At 62.8% G+C, this 17,638-nt stretch carries 16 protein-coding genes; all 16 read left to right on the forward strand.

The window, feature by feature from the left end; genetic code table 11:
• The first annotated feature begins 62 nt into the window (after positions 1-62).
• The 16 genes from IQ16_RS08700 (at position 63) to IQ16_RS08775 (ending at position 17,529) form a co-directional block, all read left to right on the forward strand.
• Positions 63-1,091: an SDR family oxidoreductase gene (locus IQ16_RS08700; RefSeq protein ID WP_018647225.1), complete on the forward strand. Its 1,029-nt coding sequence runs from the start codon at positions 63-65 to the stop codon at positions 1,089-1,091.
• Positions 1,092-1,175: 84 nt separating this feature from the next.
• Complete coding sequence (locus tag IQ16_RS08705; RefSeq protein ID WP_018647224.1) at positions 1,176-2,741, forward strand: PfkB family carbohydrate kinase; 1,566 nt, start codon at positions 1,176-1,178, stop codon at positions 2,739-2,741.
• 26 nt (positions 2,742-2,767) lie between these two features.
• A complete protein-coding gene (locus IQ16_RS08710) occupies positions 2,768-3,769 on the forward strand; it encodes an NAD-dependent epimerase/dehydratase family protein (RefSeq protein ID WP_018647223.1) in 1,002 nt (333 codons plus the stop codon).
• 5 nt (positions 3,770-3,774) lie between these two features.
• On the forward strand, positions 3,775-4,386 hold the full coding sequence (locus tag IQ16_RS08715; protein WP_244635594.1) for an HAD family hydrolase: 612 nt from the start codon (positions 3,775-3,777) through the stop codon (positions 4,384-4,386).
• Positions 4,383-5,420: a phosphotransferase family protein gene (locus IQ16_RS08720; RefSeq protein ID WP_035667885.1), complete on the forward strand. Its 1,038-nt coding sequence runs from the start codon at positions 4,383-4,385 to the stop codon at positions 5,418-5,420. Before IQ16_RS08715 ends, IQ16_RS08720 begins: the two co-directional genes overlap by 4 nt.
• The gene (locus tag IQ16_RS08725) at positions 5,395-6,243 is read left to right on the forward strand and encodes a transketolase (protein WP_018647220.1); all 849 of its coding nucleotides are present in this window, start codon (positions 5,395-5,397) and stop codon (positions 6,241-6,243) included. Before IQ16_RS08720 ends, IQ16_RS08725 begins: the two co-directional genes overlap by 26 nt.
• Before the next feature lie 10 nt (positions 6,244-6,253).
• Positions 6,254-7,213, forward strand: coding sequence for a transketolase family protein (locus IQ16_RS08730; RefSeq protein ID WP_018647219.1), 960 nt, complete (start codon positions 6,254-6,256; stop codon positions 7,211-7,213).
• Between the two features lie 8 nt (positions 7,214-7,221).
• Entirely contained in the window at positions 7,222-8,328 is a 1,107-nt protein-coding gene (locus IQ16_RS08735; RefSeq protein WP_018647218.1) for a DegT/DnrJ/EryC1/StrS family aminotransferase, read from the forward strand.
• Entirely contained in the window at positions 8,318-9,436 is a 1,119-nt protein-coding gene (locus tag IQ16_RS08740; RefSeq protein WP_018647217.1) for a DegT/DnrJ/EryC1/StrS family aminotransferase, read from the forward strand. The genes IQ16_RS08735 and IQ16_RS08740 overlap by 11 nt, the downstream gene beginning before the upstream one ends.
• Positions 9,433-10,239 (forward strand): sporadic carbohydrate cluster 2OG-Fe(II) oxygenase, encoded by an 807-nt coding sequence (locus tag IQ16_RS08745; RefSeq protein ID WP_018647216.1) that lies wholly within the window; start codon positions 9,433-9,435, stop codon positions 10,237-10,239. Before IQ16_RS08740 ends, IQ16_RS08745 begins: the two co-directional genes overlap by 4 nt.
• Positions 10,232-10,624: an LIC12192 family sporadic carbohydrate cluster protein gene (locus IQ16_RS08750; RefSeq protein WP_018647215.1), complete on the forward strand. Its 393-nt coding sequence runs from the start codon at positions 10,232-10,234 to the stop codon at positions 10,622-10,624. Before IQ16_RS08745 ends, IQ16_RS08750 begins: the two co-directional genes overlap by 8 nt.
• A 25-nt stretch (positions 10,625-10,649) precedes the next feature.
• Complete coding sequence (locus IQ16_RS08755; protein ID WP_018647214.1) at positions 10,650-11,315, forward strand: class I SAM-dependent methyltransferase; 666 nt, start codon at positions 10,650-10,652, stop codon at positions 11,313-11,315.
• On the forward strand, positions 11,293-11,871 hold the full coding sequence (locus tag IQ16_RS08760) for a WbuC family cupin fold metalloprotein (RefSeq protein ID WP_018647213.1): 579 nt from the start codon (positions 11,293-11,295) through the stop codon (positions 11,869-11,871). The genes IQ16_RS08755 and IQ16_RS08760 overlap by 23 nt, the downstream gene beginning before the upstream one ends.
• Positions 11,872-11,932: 61 nt before the next feature.
• Entirely contained in the window at positions 11,933-12,910 is a 978-nt protein-coding gene (locus IQ16_RS08765; protein ID WP_018647212.1) for a lysylphosphatidylglycerol synthase transmembrane domain-containing protein, read from the forward strand.
• Between the two features lie 29 nt (positions 12,911-12,939).
• On the forward strand, positions 12,940-15,228 hold the full coding sequence (locus IQ16_RS08770) for a hypothetical protein (protein WP_018647211.1): 2,289 nt from the start codon (positions 12,940-12,942) through the stop codon (positions 15,226-15,228).
• A gap of 48 nt (positions 15,229-15,276) precedes the next feature.
• Positions 15,277-17,529: a hypothetical protein gene (locus IQ16_RS08775; protein WP_018647210.1), complete on the forward strand. Its 2,253-nt coding sequence runs from the start codon at positions 15,277-15,279 to the stop codon at positions 17,527-17,529.
• The last annotated feature ends 109 nt before the right edge of the window (positions 17,530-17,638 follow it).

Consider the following 17,638-nt stretch of genomic DNA (forward strand, 5'->3'; position numbering starts at 1 on the left):
GGCGTCAGGGTTTCACTCAACATTGGCGACGCCCGCAGGGCATTCGCGCTACGGATGTTCCTATGAAATGCATCGTCACTGGCGGCGCCGGCTTCATCGGCAGTCACCTCGTTGATCGCCTTCTCGATGACGGCCATGAGGTGATTGCGCTCGACAATTTCGTCATCGGACGTTCCGAAAATCTGTCGTCGCACGCCGGTTCGAGCCGGCTGAAGGTCGTCCAGGCCGACGTCACTGACCGCGAATCGATCAGCCCGTATTTCAACGGTATCGACTGGGTGTTCCACCTCGCGGCACTCGCCGACATCGTTCCCTCGATCGAATCGCCGATCCCGTATCACCGCGCCAATGTCGACGGCACGGTCAACGTTCTCGAGGCTGCGCGGCAGGCTGGCGTCAGCCGCTTCGTGTATGCGGCGTCGTCGTCCTGCTACGGCATTCCCGACGTCTATCCGACGCCGGAGAGCGCCGAGATCCGGCCGATGTATCCCTACGCTCTCACCAAGAATCTCGGCGAGCAGTGCGTCATGCACTGGTGCCAGGTCTACAAGCTTCCGGCGGTCGCGCTCCGTCTGTTCAACGTGTTCGGGCCGCGCCATCGCACCACGGGGACCTACGGCGCCGTGTTCGGCGTGTTCATGGCGCAGAAGCTTGCCGGCAAGCCCTTCACAGTGGTCGGCGACGGCGAGCAGACCCGCGATTTCACCTTCGTCAGCGACGTCGCCGACGCCTTCGTCACGGCCGCACGCTCCGACGTCTCGCACGAGATTTTCAACGTCGGCTCGGACAACACCTACAGCGTCAACCGGCTGGTTGAACTGCTCGGCGGCGACAAGGTCCACATTCCCAAGCGTCCCGGCGAGCCCGACTGCACCTACGCCGACATCACCAAGATCAAGCGGATCCTGAAATGGACGCCGAAGGTGAAATTCGAGGACGGCGTCGCGACGATGCTGAAGTCCATGGACCAGTACAAGGACGCTCCCCTGTGGACGGTGGACAAGATTGCCGACGCCACCAAGGACTGGTTCAAATATCTTGGCGACGACAAGGATGCGGCGTCCGGTGCGCCGCAGAAGGCAAGCTACTGAACAGGTTCGCTACGTATTGTCGCCGCGAGTCGATCAATTTCGGGCCAGCCGGCCGAGGCCGGCCGGTGCTTTTGGGTAATTCACATGGGTAATTCTGCGACAGACAAGGCGGCGGTCCATCCGGCACCGCACGAGAAGATCAAGACGCTCGAGGAGCTGGGAGCGATCGCGCGCGCCGCACAGGCCGAGGGCCGTACCGTGGCGCTGTGCCACGGCGTGTTCGATCTGGTCCATCTCGGTCACGTCCGGCACATTCTGGCGGCGCGCAACGAGGCCGACGTGGTGATCGTGACCATCACCGCCGACCGTTTCGTCAACAAGGGCCCGGGACGGCCGATCTTTCCCGAGAACATGCGCGCCGAGATGCTGGCCGCACTCGGCACGGTCGACTGGGTCGCCATCAACCGGACCTCCAGCGCCGAACCGGTCCTCGACACCGTACGCCCCGACATCTACGTGAAGGGCTCGGACTACGAAAATCCCGAGGATGACGTCACCGGCAAGATCGCCACCGAGCGCGAGGCCGTCGAGCGCCATGGCGGGCGCATCGTCTTCACGCGCGACGTGACCTTCAGTTCGTCGTCGCTGCTGAACCGCTATTTCGACATCTACGACCCTCCCCTGCGCGACTACCTCCAGAAGGTGCGCGAAGGCGGCGGCGCCGAACGCCTCCTGAAGCTGATCGACAAGATCCAGGACATGCACGTCGTGCTGGTCGGAGATACGATCATCGACGAGTACCAGTACGTCACCGCGCTCGGAAAGGCCTCGAAGGAGAACATCGTCGCGACCCTGTTCAAGAACCGGGAGCAATTCGCAGGCGGCGTGATCGCCGCGGCGAACCACGTCGCGAGCTTCTGCAAGTCGGTCGAGATCGTCACGACGCTCGGCGGCGACGACTATCCCGAAGAATTCCTTCGCGCGCATATCCGACAGAACGTCAAGCTGACGCCGATCCGCGTCGAAAACCGCCCCACCACCCGCAAGCTCCGCTACGTCGAGCTCGGCTACCTGCACAAGTTGTTCGAGGTCTACACCATGAACGACACGCCGGTCAGCGAGACCCAGCGGCAGGAGATCGACCGGGTCACCGCGGAGCGCGTGCGTGGCGCGGACGTGGTCATCGTCACCGATTTCGGCCACGGCATGATCGCGTCCAGCACGATCGATACGTTGATCGCGAATTCCAAGTTCCTGGCCGTCAACGCCCAGAGCAACAGCGGAAATCACGGCTACAATCTGGTGACGAAGTATCCGCGGGCCGACTACATCTGCATCGACGCGCCGGAAGCGCGGCTGGCCGCCACCGACAAGTTCAGCGACATCGCGTCGGTGATCGAGAACAGCCTGCACGGCAAGATCGCCTGCGACAACATGATCATCACGCACGGCTCCTTCGGCTGTTACCCGTTCTCGTCGAAGACCGGCGTCGCGCGCGTGCCCGCCTTCACCAAGACCGTCGTCGACACCGTCGGCGCCGGCGACGCCTTCCTGACGATCACGGCACCACTGGTTGCCGCCGGCGGCAATATCGAGGACGTCGCGTTCATCGGCAACGCGGCAGGCGCGATCAAGGTCGGTATCGTCGGCCACCGCAGCTCGGTCGAAAAGGCGCCGCTGGTCAAGTTCGTGACCGCGTTGTTGAAGTAGCGCAAAGAGAATTCTGGAGAACGACAGTGATTGATCAGAAATGGAACGTGATGGTCACCGGCGGCGCCGGCTATGTCGGCAGCGTGCTGGTTCCCCAGTTGCTCGCGGCAGGCCACAAGGTCACGGTGCTCGACCTGTTCATGTACGGTGAAAACGTCTTCGACGCCGTCCGTGACAACCCCAATTTGCGCCTGATCAAGGGCGACATCCGCGACGAGGCCGCGATCAACGAAGCGCTGCGCGGCAACAATGCGGTGATCCACCTCGCCTGTATTTCCAACGACCCCTCGTTCGAGCTCGATCCGACGCTCGGCAAGTCCATCAACTACGACTGCTTCCGGCCGATGGTGCGCGCGGCGAAGAAGGCCGGCATCAAGCGCTTCATCTACGCGTCCTCCTCCAGCGTCTACGGCATCAAGGACGAAGCCGAGGTGACGGAGGAGCTGTCCTGCGAGCCGCTCACCGACTATTCCAAGTTCAAGGCGATGTGCGAGACCGACCTTGCCGACGAAGCCGCATCCGGGTTCGTCACGTGCACCGTGCGTCCAGCCACCGTCTGCGGCTACGCACCGCGGCAACGGCTCGACGTCGTCGTCAACATCCTGACCAACCTTGCGGTCAACACCGGCCGCATCCGCGTGTTCGGCGGAACGCAGCGCCGGCCCAACCTGCATATCCGGGACATGTCGGCGGCCTATCTGTTCCTGCTCCAGCAGGACGACGCGAAGATCGACGGCAAGACCTACAATATCGGCTACGAGAACCACTCGCTGATGAAGATCGCCGACATCGTCAAGTCGGTGGTCGGCAACAACGTCGACATCGCGGTCGAGCCGACCGACGATCTGCGCTCGTATCACGTCTCTTCGGAAAAGATCCGCCGCGAGCTCGGATTTGCGCCGACACACACGATCGAGCAGGCCGTGTCGGGTCTGGTGGACGCCTTCAAGACCGGCCGTCTGCCGAACTCGCTCAACGACCCCCGGTACTTCAACATCAAGATGATGCAGAATATCAGCCTGAAGTGAGCGGCGTGCGGATCGGCATCGATTTCGACAACACGATCATCTGCTACGACAAGGTCTTTGCCGCCGCGGCGCGTCAGCGCGACCTGGTGCCGGAGGGCTGGGAGGGGCTGAAGACCGATGTGCGGGATTACTTGAGATCCCGCACCGGCGGCGAGCTCGCCTGGCAAGGCCTGCAAGGCTTCGTCTACGGCAAGGGCATTGGCGGCGCCGAAATCTATCCGGGCGTGCGGGAATTCCTGGCGGCGTGCAGACAGGCCGGTGCGAAGGTGTACGTCGTCAGCCACAAGACCCGATTCGGTCATCAGGATCCGGACCGTACCGATTTGCGCGAAGCCGCGCGCGGCTGGCTGCGCGGAGCCGGCCTGATCGACGCCGCGGATGCAGCGGTGGCTGCCGGCGATGTCTACTTCGAGGACACGATGGCGGCCAAGGTCGACAGGCTCGTGGGCCTGGAGCTCGACATCTTCATCGACGATCTCGTCGAGGTCTTCGAGCAACCGCATTTCCCGAAGGGCACGCGATCGATCCTGTTCACGCGCTCGCAATCCCCGCACCCCGGACATTGCAAGCCGATCGCGACATGGGCTGCCATCCGCGACGAGGTGTTTGCGGCATGAGCGAACCGGACATCAGCGCAATGGACGCGATGGCGATCGGCAGCCGCCTGGCGGGCGCCCCCGTTGCTGCCGTCCAACCGGCGCGGTCCGGCGGCAACAACCGGGTGTTTCGGCTCGAGATGGCAAAGGGACCGGCCCTTGCCCTCAAGCATTATCCGTCCGACGGGCGCGATCGCCTGGGACAGGAATATGACGCGCTGTCGTTTCTGTCGCGCCACAGCATCATGTGGACACCGCACCCGGTCGCCAAGGATGAGGATGCGTTCTGCGCGCTGTATCAATGGTTCGACGGCGAAGCGGCGGTGCTGCGCCCCCAGGACGGCGATGCCGATCAGCTGGCCGATTTCCTGATCGAGCTGCAGAAACTGCGCGACGCCGACGGCGCGCAGACGTTGCGCGACGCCTCGGCCAGCATCTTCTCGCCCGAGGAGGCGATCGCCCAGTACGAGCAGCGCCTGGACGGACTGAGGCGGGCCTCGGACGATCATCCGGACCTGCGCGCATTCGTCGACGGCAGCCTGGTGCCCAGCACGTCCATCGCGATCCGAAAGCTGCGCCTGCGCTATGCGGAACTCGGCCGCAATCCCGCAGCAGACCTTGCGCCCGCGCATCGCGCGTTGAGCCCGTCCGATTTCGGTCTGCACAATGCCCTGCGCGGCGAAGACGGCCGGCTGCGATTCATCGACTTCGAGTATTTCGGCTGGGACGATCCGGTCAAGCTCGTGTCCGACACCGCGCTTCACCCCGGCAGCGATCTGCCCGAAGCCAAAGCAAATCGGTTGACCGAACGCCTCACGCAAGCTTTCGCGGCTAGGGATGACGCGTTTGCGATCCGTCGTGACGTACTGTATCCTGTGTTCGGGGCGATCTGGTGCCTGATTGTCCTGAATGCTTATTTGCCGGAAAGCCGCTCCCGACGCGCATTGGCCGCGCAAGGTGGCGATCTGACGGTCCGCCTTGCTGGTCAGCTCGACAAAGCGCGCCGGCTCCACCAAACGATTTGCCAACGTGATCCAGACCTCACCCCACGCTGAAGCCGCCCTCACCTGCACGCTGGACGAGCGCAGCCTTTATTTGCGCCGCCTGGTGCTCGGTTCTGTCCGTTCCGCGGGACGCGGACATGTCGGACCTGCCCTGTCGCTGATCGAGATGGTCCGCGTGCTCTACGACGACGTTTTGCGGATCGATCCGAAGAACCCGCGCGATCCCGATCGCGACCGCGCCATCCTCAGCAAGGGACACGGGTGTCTGGCGCTCTATGCGCTGCTGGCCGATCGCGGCTTCTTCCCGCTGTCGGAGCTCGACGGCTTTTGCGGCCCCGACAGCATCCTGGGCGGACATCCCGAATACGGCATGGTGCCGGGGGTCGAGGCGTCGACCGGCGCGCTCGGGCATGGCCTGTCGATCGGCGTCGGCCTTGCGCTTGCCGCACGCATGCGCGAGCGCAGCTACCGGACCTTCGTCCTGCTCGGCGACGGCGAGATCAACGAGGGATCGGTGTGGGAAGCTGCGATGGGCGCGGCCAAGCACGGGCTCGACAACCTGGTCGCGCTGATCGACTACAACAAGCTCCAGAGCTACGGGCCTACCGACTACGTGCTGCCGCTGGAGCCGCTCGCGGACAAGTGGCGCAGCTTCGGCTTCGCCGTGCAGGAGGTCAACGGCCACGACGTCGGCGCCCTGCGCACCGTGCTGAAGCAGATCCCGGCCGTTGCGGGCAAGCCCACCGCCATCATCTGCCATACCGTCAAGGGTAAGGGACTTCCGGCTGCGGAATCCAACGCCGATTGGCATCACAAGAACAAGCTGACCGACAGCGAGCTCGACGCCATTCGCGTTGCTGTCGGCGATTTTTGATCGGCTCCCCATGCGCAACACCGCGATGAACATGGTCCACAAGCTCGCCGCGCGCGACGAGCGTGTGCTTTACATCGGCTCCGATCCCGGCGCCGGCACGCTGCGCGCGATGAGCAAGGAGTTTCCCAAGCGCCACCTGATCGAGGGCATCTCGGAAGCGCACATCATCGGCATGTCGGCCGGCCTCGCGATGGAAGGCTTCGTGCCCTACGTCAACACCATCGCGACCTTCCTGACGCGTCGCTGTTACGAGCAGGTCGCGGTCGATCTCTGCCTGCACAATCTGCCGGTGCGGCTGATCGCCAACGGCGGCGGCCTCGTCTATGCGCCACTCGGCCCCACCCACCAGGCGATCGAGGACATCGCCATCATGCGGGCGCTGCCGAACATGACGGTGATCTGCCCGTGCGACGCCGACGAGGCGGCGCGCATGATGGAGCAGACGCTGGACTGGAAGGGCCCGATCTACATCCGGCTCGGCAAGGGCGGCGACGCCATCGTCTCCAAGGCCGAGCACGGCTTCGAGATCGGCAAGGCCATCCCGATGCGGCCGCCCGGCGACGTCCTCATGGTCACCACCGGCATCATGCTCCAGCGCGCCCTCGCCGCGGCCGACCTGCTGGCCGCGCAAGGCGTTCGCGCCGGCATCCTGCACATGCACACCGTGAAGCCGCTCGACACCGAGGCGCTGCTGCAGGCGGTGCGCGCCACACGCCTGCTGGTGACGCTCGAGGAGCACGTCCCCTCCGGCGGCCTCGGCAGCGCGGTCGCGGAGACGCTGATCGACAAGCTCGGATCCGGCCTGCCCGCCATGCTGCGGCTGTCGCTGCCGGATCGCTTCATGCACAATTACGGCTCGCAGGACTCGCTGCTGAAGAAGCACGGGCTCTCCGCCAACGCCATTGCGACCTCGATCGAGCATGCGCTCGCGGCGTCGCGCACCTCCTCTCCTCAACTCCATTCCACCTGACGGGCCACATGTACGACGTTCGATATTCCTATCTGCTCGAGCAATTCGCCGATCCCGCACCGATCCTCGCCGAGATCGGCCGCCTGGTGGCGACCGGTGACTTCACCCTTGGCAAGCCCGTCGCCGAATTCGAGAAGCGCTTTGCCGAGCTGATCGGCGTGCGTCACGCCATCGGCGTCGGATCAGGCACCGATGCACTCAAGCTGCCGCTCAAGGCGCTCGGCATCGGCCATGGCGACGAGGTCATCACCGCCGCCAACACCTTCATCGCCACGGTCGGCGCGATCGCAGAGACCGGCGCGACGCCGGTGCTGGTCGACTGCGACGATTCCTTCTGCATGAACGTCGACTACGTCGAGGCCGCGATCACTGAGAAGACCAAGGCGATCATGCCGGTCCAGTTGACCGGCGAGGTCACCGACATGGGCAAGCTGATGGCGATCGCCCAGCGCCACAACCTCCCCGTGGTCGAGGATGCCTGCCAGGGCATTCTGTCCGAGTTCGCCGGAAAGCGGTCCGGCACCCACGGCATCGCGGCCGGCTTCTCCCTGCATCCACTCAAGAACCTCAACGTCTGGGGCGATGCCGGTGTCGTCGTCACCAATGACGACGGCATGAACGAGAAGCTCCGCCTGATCCGCAACCACGGCATGAAGAACCGCGACGAGATCGCGATCCTCGGCTGCAACTCGCGGCTCGATTCCTTGCAGGCCGTCGTCGGCAACTGGCTGATCGGCCAGACCAGCGAGATCACGCGCCGCCGGATCGAGAACGCGGCCTATTACGATGCGGGCCTCGCCGGTCTGCCCGGCCTGCGCGTGCCGCCGCGCCGTCCCAACGTGAAGCACGTCTATCATCTCTACATGGTGTTCGCCGAACGGCGCGACGAGCTCTACAAGTACTGCCTGGACAACGGCATCGAGGCCAAGATCCACTATCCGATCCCGCTGTATCAGCAGGAGGGCCTCAAGCATCTCGGTTACGCGCCGGGCACGTTCCCGGTCACCGACCGCCATGCCAAGGAAGTCATCAGCTTCCCCGTCGATCAGCACCTGACGCGCGCCCAGCAGGACCGCGTCATCGAGACCGTCAGGAAGTTCTGCCATGGACGCTGACACCGGCCGCCGGCGCATCGGTTACGTCAATCTTCCCGCGCAGTTCGAGGAAGAGCGCGCCGAGATCATGCAGGCGGTGGAAGGCGTGTTCCAGCGCGGCGATTTCATCGGCGGAGCGGCGGTCGCAAAGCTCGAGGACGAATTGTCGGCCTATCTCGGCTCGCCGCATGTGGTGACGCTGAACTCCGGCACCGATGCGCTGATCCTCGCCATGCGGGCGCTCAACATCGGTCCCGGCGACGAGGTCATCACCCCGCCGAATTCGTTCGTGGCTTCGACCGCAGCGATCATCGCGGTCGGCGCCACGCCGGTCTTTGCGGACGTGCTGCCGGACCAGAATATCGATCCGGCCGCCGTCGAGGCGGCCGTCACGCCGCGCACCAAGGCGATCATGCCGGTGCATCTGACCGGGCGTATGGCCGACATGAACCCGCTGATGGCGATCGCGAGCAAGCACGCTCTCGCCGTGATCGAGGACAGCGCGCAGGCCGTCGGCTCGACCTATGACGGGCGCATGAGCGGCACCATCGGAACGTTCGGCTGCTTCTCCGCGCATCCGCTGAAGAATCTCAATGCCGCGGGGGATGCAGGCTTCCTCGTCACCGCCGACGCCGAGCTCGCCGCACGAATCCGCCGGCTGCGCAATCACGGCCTGATCAACCGCAGCGACGTCCAGGAATGGGGTCTCGTGTCGCGGCTCGACACGCTGCAGGCCGAGGTGCTTCGCATTCGCCTGCGCCACCTGCCCTCGGTGATCGAACGCCGGCGGCGCAACGCCGCGCAATATCGCGCCGAGCTCGCGGGCCTGCCGCTGTTCATCCCGCCCTGCCGCAACATCGAGTTCAACACCTTCCACACCTTCGTCGTGCAGACCGACCGTCGCAACGATTTCCAGACCTATCTGGCCGATAAGGGCATCGAGACCGCGATCCACTATCCGGTCCCGATCCATCTGCAGCCGGCGGCAGCGCATCTGGGTCACGGTCGCGGCGCGTTTCCGGTGACCGAGCGGCAGGCGGACCAGATCCTCACCCTTCCCATCAACCAGTTCCTCTCGGCCGCCGATATCAGCGATATCTGCGCGACCGCCCGGGAGTACTTCGCATGACGGATACGGACTTCCTCGAGGCCGATGAGCAGGCGCTGGCGCAGCGCTTTATCGACAATGGCTTCGTGACCACGCCGGCTGACGACCGCGCCGGGCTCGACCGCATCCAACGGCACGCCGCAGAACTGGCCGCCGACTATCTGAAGCTGCCGCACAGCAACGATCCCTATGCGATGCTCGACAGCATCCATACGCGCGTGAGCGTCGACGATCTCAACGGCCTACGGCTGCACGTCTTCAACGGCCTCAACGCCGAGGCCTGGTTCCGCCCGACCTATTTCCGCCTGGCTCGCTCGACGATCGAAACGATCGTCGGGAACGAGCTCTGCATGCAGCGCCGCGTCAATCTCAGCATCCAGATGCCCGGCGACGATTCCTCGCTGCTCGCCACCCATTCCGATGTCTGGTCGGGCGACTCGCCGTTCGAGGTCGTGGTGTGGGTGCCGCTGGTGGATGTCCACCACACCAAAGCGATGTATCTGCTGCCGCCGTCGCTGAACGGCGACATGCAGGACCGGATGGCAAGCCTGCGCAGCGCCGAGGAGCTGTACAAGACCATCAAGCCCCACGCGACCTTCATCGAGATTCCCTACGGCCACGTGATGCTGTTCAACCAGACCCTGATGCACGGCAATCGCGTGAACGAGGAAGCCGGCACGCGCTGGAGCATGAACTGCCGGTTCAAGAGCATCATGTCGCCGTACGCGGACAAGCGCTTCGGCGAGTTCTTCGAGCCGATCCTGCTGCGTCCGGCGACGCGCGTCGGCATGCAGTACAAGCTGCCGGGAGGTTTCCATGGCTGAGCGAGCCGGCCACCGCGGCTATATCGGCGCCCGGCCGCTGAACGGCAGCCGCACCCCGCAGCACGTCCAGAACATCGTGATCCGCGACTATGCGCGGCGCAAGAACCTGCAATATCTGCTCAGCGCGGTCGAGCACATCATGCCCGGCAGCTACATGGTGCTCGAGGACATCCTGGACGAGCTACCTCGCCTGAACGGCCTGATTCTCTACAGCATCTTCATGCTGCCGCCCGACGAGGCGCGGCGGCGGCAGATCTACGACCGCGTGCTGCGCGAGGGCTGCGATCTGCACGCGGCCGTCGAAGAGATCACGCTCTCGTCGCCGAAGGACATCCAGGCGGTCGAGGACATCCTGCTCGTCAACAAATTCGCGACCATCCTGTGACGATGCCGCGATCCGGTTAACGACCATGGCCGAGGTCAACCTGCTCCAGCCGATGCACGCGTCGACCAAGCGGAACTACGTTCAGCGCGTGGTCGAGCATGACAAGGCGGAATCGGCGACCGTCGCCCGGCAATGGGGACGCGACTATTGGGACGGCGACCGCCGCTACGGCTATGGCGGATATCGCTATGACGGAAGGTGGCGCCCGCTCGCCCAGACCCTGATCGACCGCTACGGCATCAAGCCCGGCGTGAGCGTGCTCGACGTCGGTTGCGGCAAGGGCTATCTGCTCTACGAGTTCACCCAGCTCGTCCCCGACATCACGATCGCCGGCATCGACATCTCCGACTATGGCATCGCCAACGCCAAGGAGGAGGTGCGGCCACACCTGAGGGTCGGCAGCGCCGTCGAGCTCCCCTACCCCGACCACGGCTTCGATCTCGTCGTGTCGCTCGGCGTGCTGCACAACCTTCCGCTCGAGGACGTCTTCCGCGCGGTGCCCGAGATCGAACGGGTCGGACGCGGCACCTCGAAATATCTGATGGTGGAATCGTTCCGCAATGAGCGCGAGAAGGCGAACCTCCTCTACTGGCAGCTCACCTGCCTGAGCTTCCACGGTCCGGAAACATGGGCCTGGATCTACGACAAATGCGGCTATCGGGGCGACCATGGGTTCATCTTCTTCGAATGAGACGGCGCGTTCGCACCCGCCGACCTCGCTGCGCGCGCAAAATCCGGAAGTCTACTATTCCGACGACGCAATCGTCACCGCGGACGATGCCACGATCGCGGAGCTGAAGCGCATCGCCGCCGGCAACCCGCGCCTGCGCAGCCGCCTGTGCACGCATCCCGATCCCGCCTCCGGCCTGCACGAGATGCTCATCGTGCATCATCGCGAGGCCTATGTCCGGCCCCACAAGCATCTTGGCAAACCTGAATCGTTTCACGTGATCGAAGGCACCGCGCAGGTCGTGATCTTCGAGGACGACGGCCGCATTCGCGATGTGCTCGAGATGGGGCCTTATGGCCAGGGCAAGCGCTGCTATTACCGCATGCCGGAAAAGGTCTTCCACTCGATCCTGATCACCTCGGAATGGCTGGTGTTTCACGAAACCACCGCCGGCCCGTTCGACCCCTCCCGCACGGCATTCCCCGATTGGGCGCCTGATGGCAGCGATGTGGCCGCCGTGCAGGACTACGTGACAAGGACTGGTACGCTCGCCACCGAGCATCTGGCGAAAAAATAGACTCCGACCGCTATCGCTGCTCGACGATCCCGCCGCGAATGATCGAGGACGACACCAGCCAATGAAGCCGCCTGCAAAAGCACTGGTTACTCTGGCCAAGTTCGCTGTCTCGATCGGTATTCTCGTATTGCTGCTGCGTGCCCAGGATTTGTCGTCCCTGAAAGCCGATCTTCTCGCTGTCAAATTGGACATGCTGGCACTTGCAGTGCTGCTGCTGTTCCTCCAGACCTTCGCGCTCTGTCACCGCTGGATCCTGATCCTGCGCGCCATGAACGTGCTCCTGGATTGGCTGCCCGGCTGGCGCATTCTCATCATCAGCACCTTCTTCAATCAGGTGCTGCCCGCGGGCGGTGACGCGGTCCGCATCTGGATGCTGCGGCGTCACGGCGTTCAATGGTCGCCAACCATCAGCAGCATCGTGGCCGATCGCTTCCTCGCCCTGTTGGCGCTTGGTGTCGTCATATTGGCAGGAATGCCGTTCCTGCTGTCACGAGTCAGCGATAACTCGCTCCTGTTCGCGATTCTCATCGTTCTCATAGTCGCGTGTTTCGGCCTGATCGCCCTGCTCACGCTGGATCGCTGGCCGCCCCGCATCATCACGGCCCTGCCGGAACGGATCGTGCAGTTTGCAATGCTGGTCAGGGCTCCACTGGCGGCTGAAGGGCGTGGGACGTTGATCGCGGCTGCCATCGTCATCCACCTGATCACGATGGCAGCCTGTTACGTCCTCGCGATCGGCCTCGACGCGCCACTCTCCCCGCTTAGTGCATTCGTTCTTATTCCGCTTGTCATTCTGTCGTCCGCGGTTCCGATCTCGATCGGAGGCTGGGGCGTGCGAGAAGGCGCAATGGTCGCTGCGCTTGGCCTGACCGGGATCGCATCCGACAAGGCGCTCGCGATATCGGTTTTGCTCGGCCTCGGCGGCCTGATCGTGGGACTGTTCGGCGGCCTGGTGTGGCTAGTCGCACCCGAGCGCGCCAATTTCAGCACGGACCACGCAAGGGCCGTCGCCGAACGGACTGACGCCGCGTCGGTTTAGCAATGGGCAACAGCGGACAAGATCAAGCTATGGGAGCTGCCAAGGTGCACTTGCCCACCAGCCTCGAGGCGTGGCTGTGGCGCGTGCTTATCTTCGCGCCGGCCGCTGTTTCGATCTGGTGCCTAAATCGGCCCGATACTTACCGGGCGCTGGTGTTCGAGGGCGGTTGGGCAACGCGATTCTACGTTATCGCCTGGATCATCCTGACACCGTATCTCGGCTGGCTCGTCACGGCGACCGGCCGCCTGACGTTCTCCCTCATCAAGCACGAATCCGCTCGGCTCGTCGACGAATTCTTCGTCGGCGCGGCCACGCTCATATTGACGGGATTTGGGTTCGGCGTTCTGTCACTTCTATATCCGCAAATCGTGCTCGGGTTATCGATCGCTATTCTCTTGTGGGATATGCGAAGCGTCTGGAGACCGCAGAAACTCGCGCTAACTGTCCCGCTGATCGCGACATCGCTGCTCGGTCTTTGGCTTCTGGCAGCGGTGTTTCTGGATCGCGCCGTCATACCTGACGTCATTTCGACCGACGTTCAGCAGCTCTATGCACCCTATCTTGCGGAGGTCGCGAGAAATCACAGCATCTGGCTTGCGGACGACAACCCCATCTTTTCCGACTTCGAGATCGGCCACGGAAACGGGCTGCATTTGTGGCTGGCGACGTTTCTGCCTCCGCACGTCGCCCAGATCATTTCATTTCTCTACTTCGTCGGTATCGGTGCGGTCATTTTCGAGCTCGCCCGCCTCATTCTGCCATTGCAGTTTCTGGGACGGCGGTGGCAAGCCGCAACGGTACCGATTGCACTCGGCCTGGCAATTCTCGGCCTTGCTTGGCCCAGGACCATGCCGAGCGTCACCCCCGGTCTCCACATCATGGAGTTCGGAAAGTACCACCTTCAGACAGCGGCGTTCTTCGTCTATTTCCTGCTGGTTGTCATTCGGTCCTCCCAAGATCGAGACAGGCTTGCCGCCGGCATTTGCGCCTTTGCCGTTGCCGCTTCCTATCCGCTCTACGTCGCGCTTGTCTTCTTGATTTCGGCGTTGGGGGTGCTCGCCAAGGCGCTTCAGCGCGACCTATCCGGCGTCATGACAGGCGCGCTGCTCGGAGTGGGAGCGATCGCTGGGTGCACACTGGCCTTCTCTTTCAACTATCTTTACCTCGGAATCCCGGCAACCAACCCATACTCGCTGTTTCGGAGCATCGCATCGGTAGAGCGCTTCTCGCAATTCGGCAGCCTCGATATTCTAGACTACTTTGTGCTGACGCAGTCGCTGGAGGTCAGCGACTTCCTCGGCAAGGCGGGCTTGTTCGCTTTCTTCAAGCAGATCAAGTCCATTCTCCTGGTTGCTATTCTTCTCGCGACGACGACTTTGGCCGTAGCTTTCATCGACTGGAAGCTGTTTCCCGATCGCTCCGACATCTCGAAGTCGCGGACGCTGCCCAATCCCGCTGGGGCTTTGATCGTTATCGCCTACTTAGCCAGCGTCCGGCTCCTGGATATGACCTTGAACATTCCGAGCCTGACCAGACTATCCATTCATGCCAACGCACTAATCCCGCTTGCGACCGTCGCAATCGCCTGTTGGGCCCTACTCATCGTTCGGCGACTGACCCCGATTTGGTTCGCCGGGCGCCACGCTCCTGATGTAGCTGTCCTGGCGCTCTTGATCGCCTGCGCCTGGACGACCGCTTCGTATCCGTGGCGCAGCTTCAGGGATGACGGTGCCATTGCTTTTGCGACCGGGCGCCCGCTTCGCCAGATGCCGCGTGTTGAGGTAGACTGGCAACGATGTGACGTGCTGCAGCAATCGACGGGCTCTGATCGCATTCTGCCCCTCAACGGCTATCGCGCGATGGTGCCATGCTATTTCTCGCCCCTGCTCACGCGCGGCAAGGTCATTCATACCTATCAGAGCGATGTCGCGCGCAATTTCGAAAAGATCGCGCTGGGAACTGCAGATACGGCAGAGTCCGCACTTCGTGCGTTGAAAGTGAATCTCTTTTACGTCCAGAAGGAGAATTGCGATTTTTGGCTAAATGGGTTCTCTGATCTCTTCCAGAAAGACGAACTGGCGAAGCGCTTTACTGTTCGCATCGAGACCCCGGACTACTGGCTGTTGACGTGGCAGAATGGCGATCAACCGATGCGTCCAGATGCTGAGACCGAAATCTCGACGCTAAGAGCGAGATCGAAAGATATCTACCGAGAAGCTTATGGCGTGGAACCATTTGAAGCAATCAAGCACCGTCTGCCATCAAACAACACGCGCAGAGATCTCAAGCATCTCGAGCAACTCTCTAAGTGCCGCTGAAGGGTTGGCAATTTGACGGCGGGAAGCGATCCTGCACGGAGACTTCGGATGCATTTCAGCAGATACCTGTCTTGGGGCGGGCCCCGCTGGCAAGCGAGTGCGCGGGCCGCCTTGATGACAGCTCCCTTCCTCATCGCCGCGTTCGGCCTTTTGGTGAAGATTCCTCCCGAGGTCCAATTTTTCAGCGGCGGCTTCCTCACAGCGTGGAACAGCTTGTGTCTCGCTATCCTCGCTCCCTATGTCGCTCTCGCGTTTGTCGGAATGGGGGCCCTGCTCGTTAGCCCGCTCGCCGACGAGGATATCTACCTCGACACCGCCGACTTGCTCGTGCTGCAATTCTTCGGCGGCGCGGCTCTCTGCAGCTTGATTGGCGTTTGCCTCGGTGCGGCCGGGTTGCTCTTCCCGTGGATCACCGTCCCATTCCTGACGGCTATCATAGCCTGCTACCTTGCGCGGCAGCTGGCTCGACCATCCAGCGGCCATTGGACACCATCTACGGCAGCCGAATGGCTGCTGGTCGGGATGCTGGGTTTATCCGCCCTCGTACTCCTGCTCGTGAAAGGCGTTGTGCTCGACGCGACCCGCGGTGATATTCCACAGCTTTATCTTCCGCTTCTCGCCGACCTGCAGAACCGGCATACGCTTTGGCTCAATCCCGACGAACCGAAGCTGTTCTGGTTTTTGCTCGGCCGCGGCCATGGGGCCGATATGTTGCTTGTGAGCTTCGCAGGTCCGATGGCTCATCAAGTGCTTTCCGTTGTTTACTTGCTGTCCATCACTGCATTGGTCCATCGCATCGCAGCGCGACTCACAAGGGGCTGGATATTGCCGGGCTGCGCGACCTTGATCGCAATGTGGTCGAGCTTTATCGGACTGGAAACTGGACGCTTTCACTACGAGACAGGAGCCTTCCTCCTGTTTGTATGTTGGGGCGGGCTGCTCTATGCCACCACAAAGGTTCGCGTGATCTTCCGCGCCTTGGTGCCGGCCGTTATATCCATCGCGATCATGATCCCCCAAGCGGCAATCATCGCCGCAGCGTTCTTGATGGCGGGAGCGGGAGCCGGCTGGTTCGCTCACGGCCCACGCGGTATGGTGCGGCCGCTCGTGGTGGCCGCAATCGGCCTTGGCACAGCGGCTCTTAGCCTCCTGGTCAATCAGATCTATCTCGGCATCGCCGAGGTGAATCCGATCGGCGTGTTCATGCCTCTCATCAACGTCGAGCGCTTTCGTCAAATCTCCAGCTTGGACCTCATGGTCTACGTGAACAACGCGCAGGGCATCAAATATGCCGGATTTTCGATGCTCGACGTCGTGGCCGCGGCGCATCGCTTCTGGACGGTGCTCTCCGGCTTGTTTTTTGCGGCGAACTTCTGGGCATATCCTGTCTTCATTGTCGCATGCGCCGCCTTGCTTGGCGTGCGGCGACCACAGGGGAACGGCCCCTTCGCCATCGGCCTGGGTCTCTCTCTGCTCGCCGTAGTCTGCCTCATCACTCTCACTTCGCATGGAAGTCTCGAGCGCATGCTCGCTTTCCGGTCGGTCGCAACGCCTCTGATTGCCATTGCAGTGATAGTGCCCCTTGCCGGCGTCTTTCGACGATACCGATTGCAAAACCATGTCGGCTCCCTGCCTGCTGCGACAATTGCGATCTGTCTGGCGGCCTTGGTTGCAACTGTGGTGGCAAGGTCGCAGGGCGAGATAACCCGGGCGCGCGTCGGGGGTGCCTTGGCATATGTCACTGGTCGCATCGGTTTGGTTGGCACCTCCCCTTCCTTTGACGATCTAGATCCTCGCCGCTGTCTGGAGGTCTCACGCCACGTTCCGTCCGGCTGGCACATCCTGCCCGTCAATTCCGCTCTGCGCTTCCTGCCGACCTGCGCCGAATCCCCTCTCCTGCCATCCGGCCGGGTGGTCGACACCCTGCATCCGGTGTTCCTGCCTGACTATGGAGACGTTCTGCTCGGACCGCCTCCGCTCAGCATCGCCGCTTTGCGCCGGCACGAAGTGAATGCCTTTTACATCGAGAGCAACAGGCTCGATTTCTGGGCACACGGGCAGAGCCCGCTTTTTGATCCAGATAGCATGCAGCGCAATCTAGACGTGCTCCATGTCGGAGCAGACTACATATTGCTGACGTGGAAGGGTTTGGGAGTCCAAATGAGCGACGCACAAGTTGCAGCAATCACCGAGCTGCGGAACCGCAGTCGTGTGACCGGAGGAAGCAAAGAGTATTGGGAGGGTATTGCAGTGCTTGCCGCATGGCGATCCCGGCAACACTCTACCAAGCATGAAGAATAGCGCCTTGCGGATGTGCCGCACGGCAAGGCGACGCCGACGGTTTCGCGAGGCCGGCCTCACGCAAGATTGTCACTGCAAAATCCCGTCGAATCGGCTCTTTTTTTCACGC

The organism is Bradyrhizobium huanghuaihaiense (assembly GCF_007830635.1).
Lineage (GTDB): Bacteria > Pseudomonadota > Alphaproteobacteria > Rhizobiales > Xanthobacteraceae > Bradyrhizobium > Bradyrhizobium huanghuaihaiense.

Coding starts and splice junctions, on each gene's coding strand:
- IQ16_RS08735 (WP_018647218.1), top strand. CDS start 7,222: ATGTACGACGTTCGATATTCCTATCTGCTCGAGCAATTCGCCGATCCC.
- IQ16_RS08700 (WP_018647225.1), top strand. CDS start 63: ATGAAATGCATCGTCACTGGCGGCGCCGGCTTCATCGGCAGTCACCTC.
- IQ16_RS08770 (WP_018647211.1), top strand. CDS start 12,940: ATGGGAGCTGCCAAGGTGCACTTGCCCACCAGCCTCGAGGCGTGGCTG.
- IQ16_RS08705 (WP_018647224.1), top strand. CDS start 1,176: ATGGGTAATTCTGCGACAGACAAGGCGGCGGTCCATCCGGCACCGCAC.
- IQ16_RS08775 (WP_018647210.1), top strand. CDS start 15,277: ATGCATTTCAGCAGATACCTGTCTTGGGGCGGGCCCCGCTGGCAAGCG.
- IQ16_RS08745 (WP_018647216.1), top strand. CDS start 9,433: ATGACGGATACGGACTTCCTCGAGGCCGATGAGCAGGCGCTGGCGCAG.
- IQ16_RS08740 (WP_018647217.1), top strand. CDS start 8,318: ATGGACGCTGACACCGGCCGCCGGCGCATCGGTTACGTCAATCTTCCC.
- IQ16_RS08760 (WP_018647213.1), top strand. CDS start 11,293: ATGGGTTCATCTTCTTCGAATGAGACGGCGCGTTCGCACCCGCCGACC.
- IQ16_RS08720 (WP_035667885.1), top strand. CDS start 4,383: ATGAGCGAACCGGACATCAGCGCAATGGACGCGATGGCGATCGGCAGC.
- IQ16_RS08730 (WP_018647219.1), top strand. CDS start 6,254: ATGCGCAACACCGCGATGAACATGGTCCACAAGCTCGCCGCGCGCGAC.
- IQ16_RS08755 (WP_018647214.1), top strand. CDS start 10,650: ATGGCCGAGGTCAACCTGCTCCAGCCGATGCACGCGTCGACCAAGCGG.
- IQ16_RS08765 (WP_018647212.1), top strand. CDS start 11,933: ATGAAGCCGCCTGCAAAAGCACTGGTTACTCTGGCCAAGTTCGCTGTC.
- IQ16_RS08750 (WP_018647215.1), top strand. CDS start 10,232: ATGGCTGAGCGAGCCGGCCACCGCGGCTATATCGGCGCCCGGCCGCTG.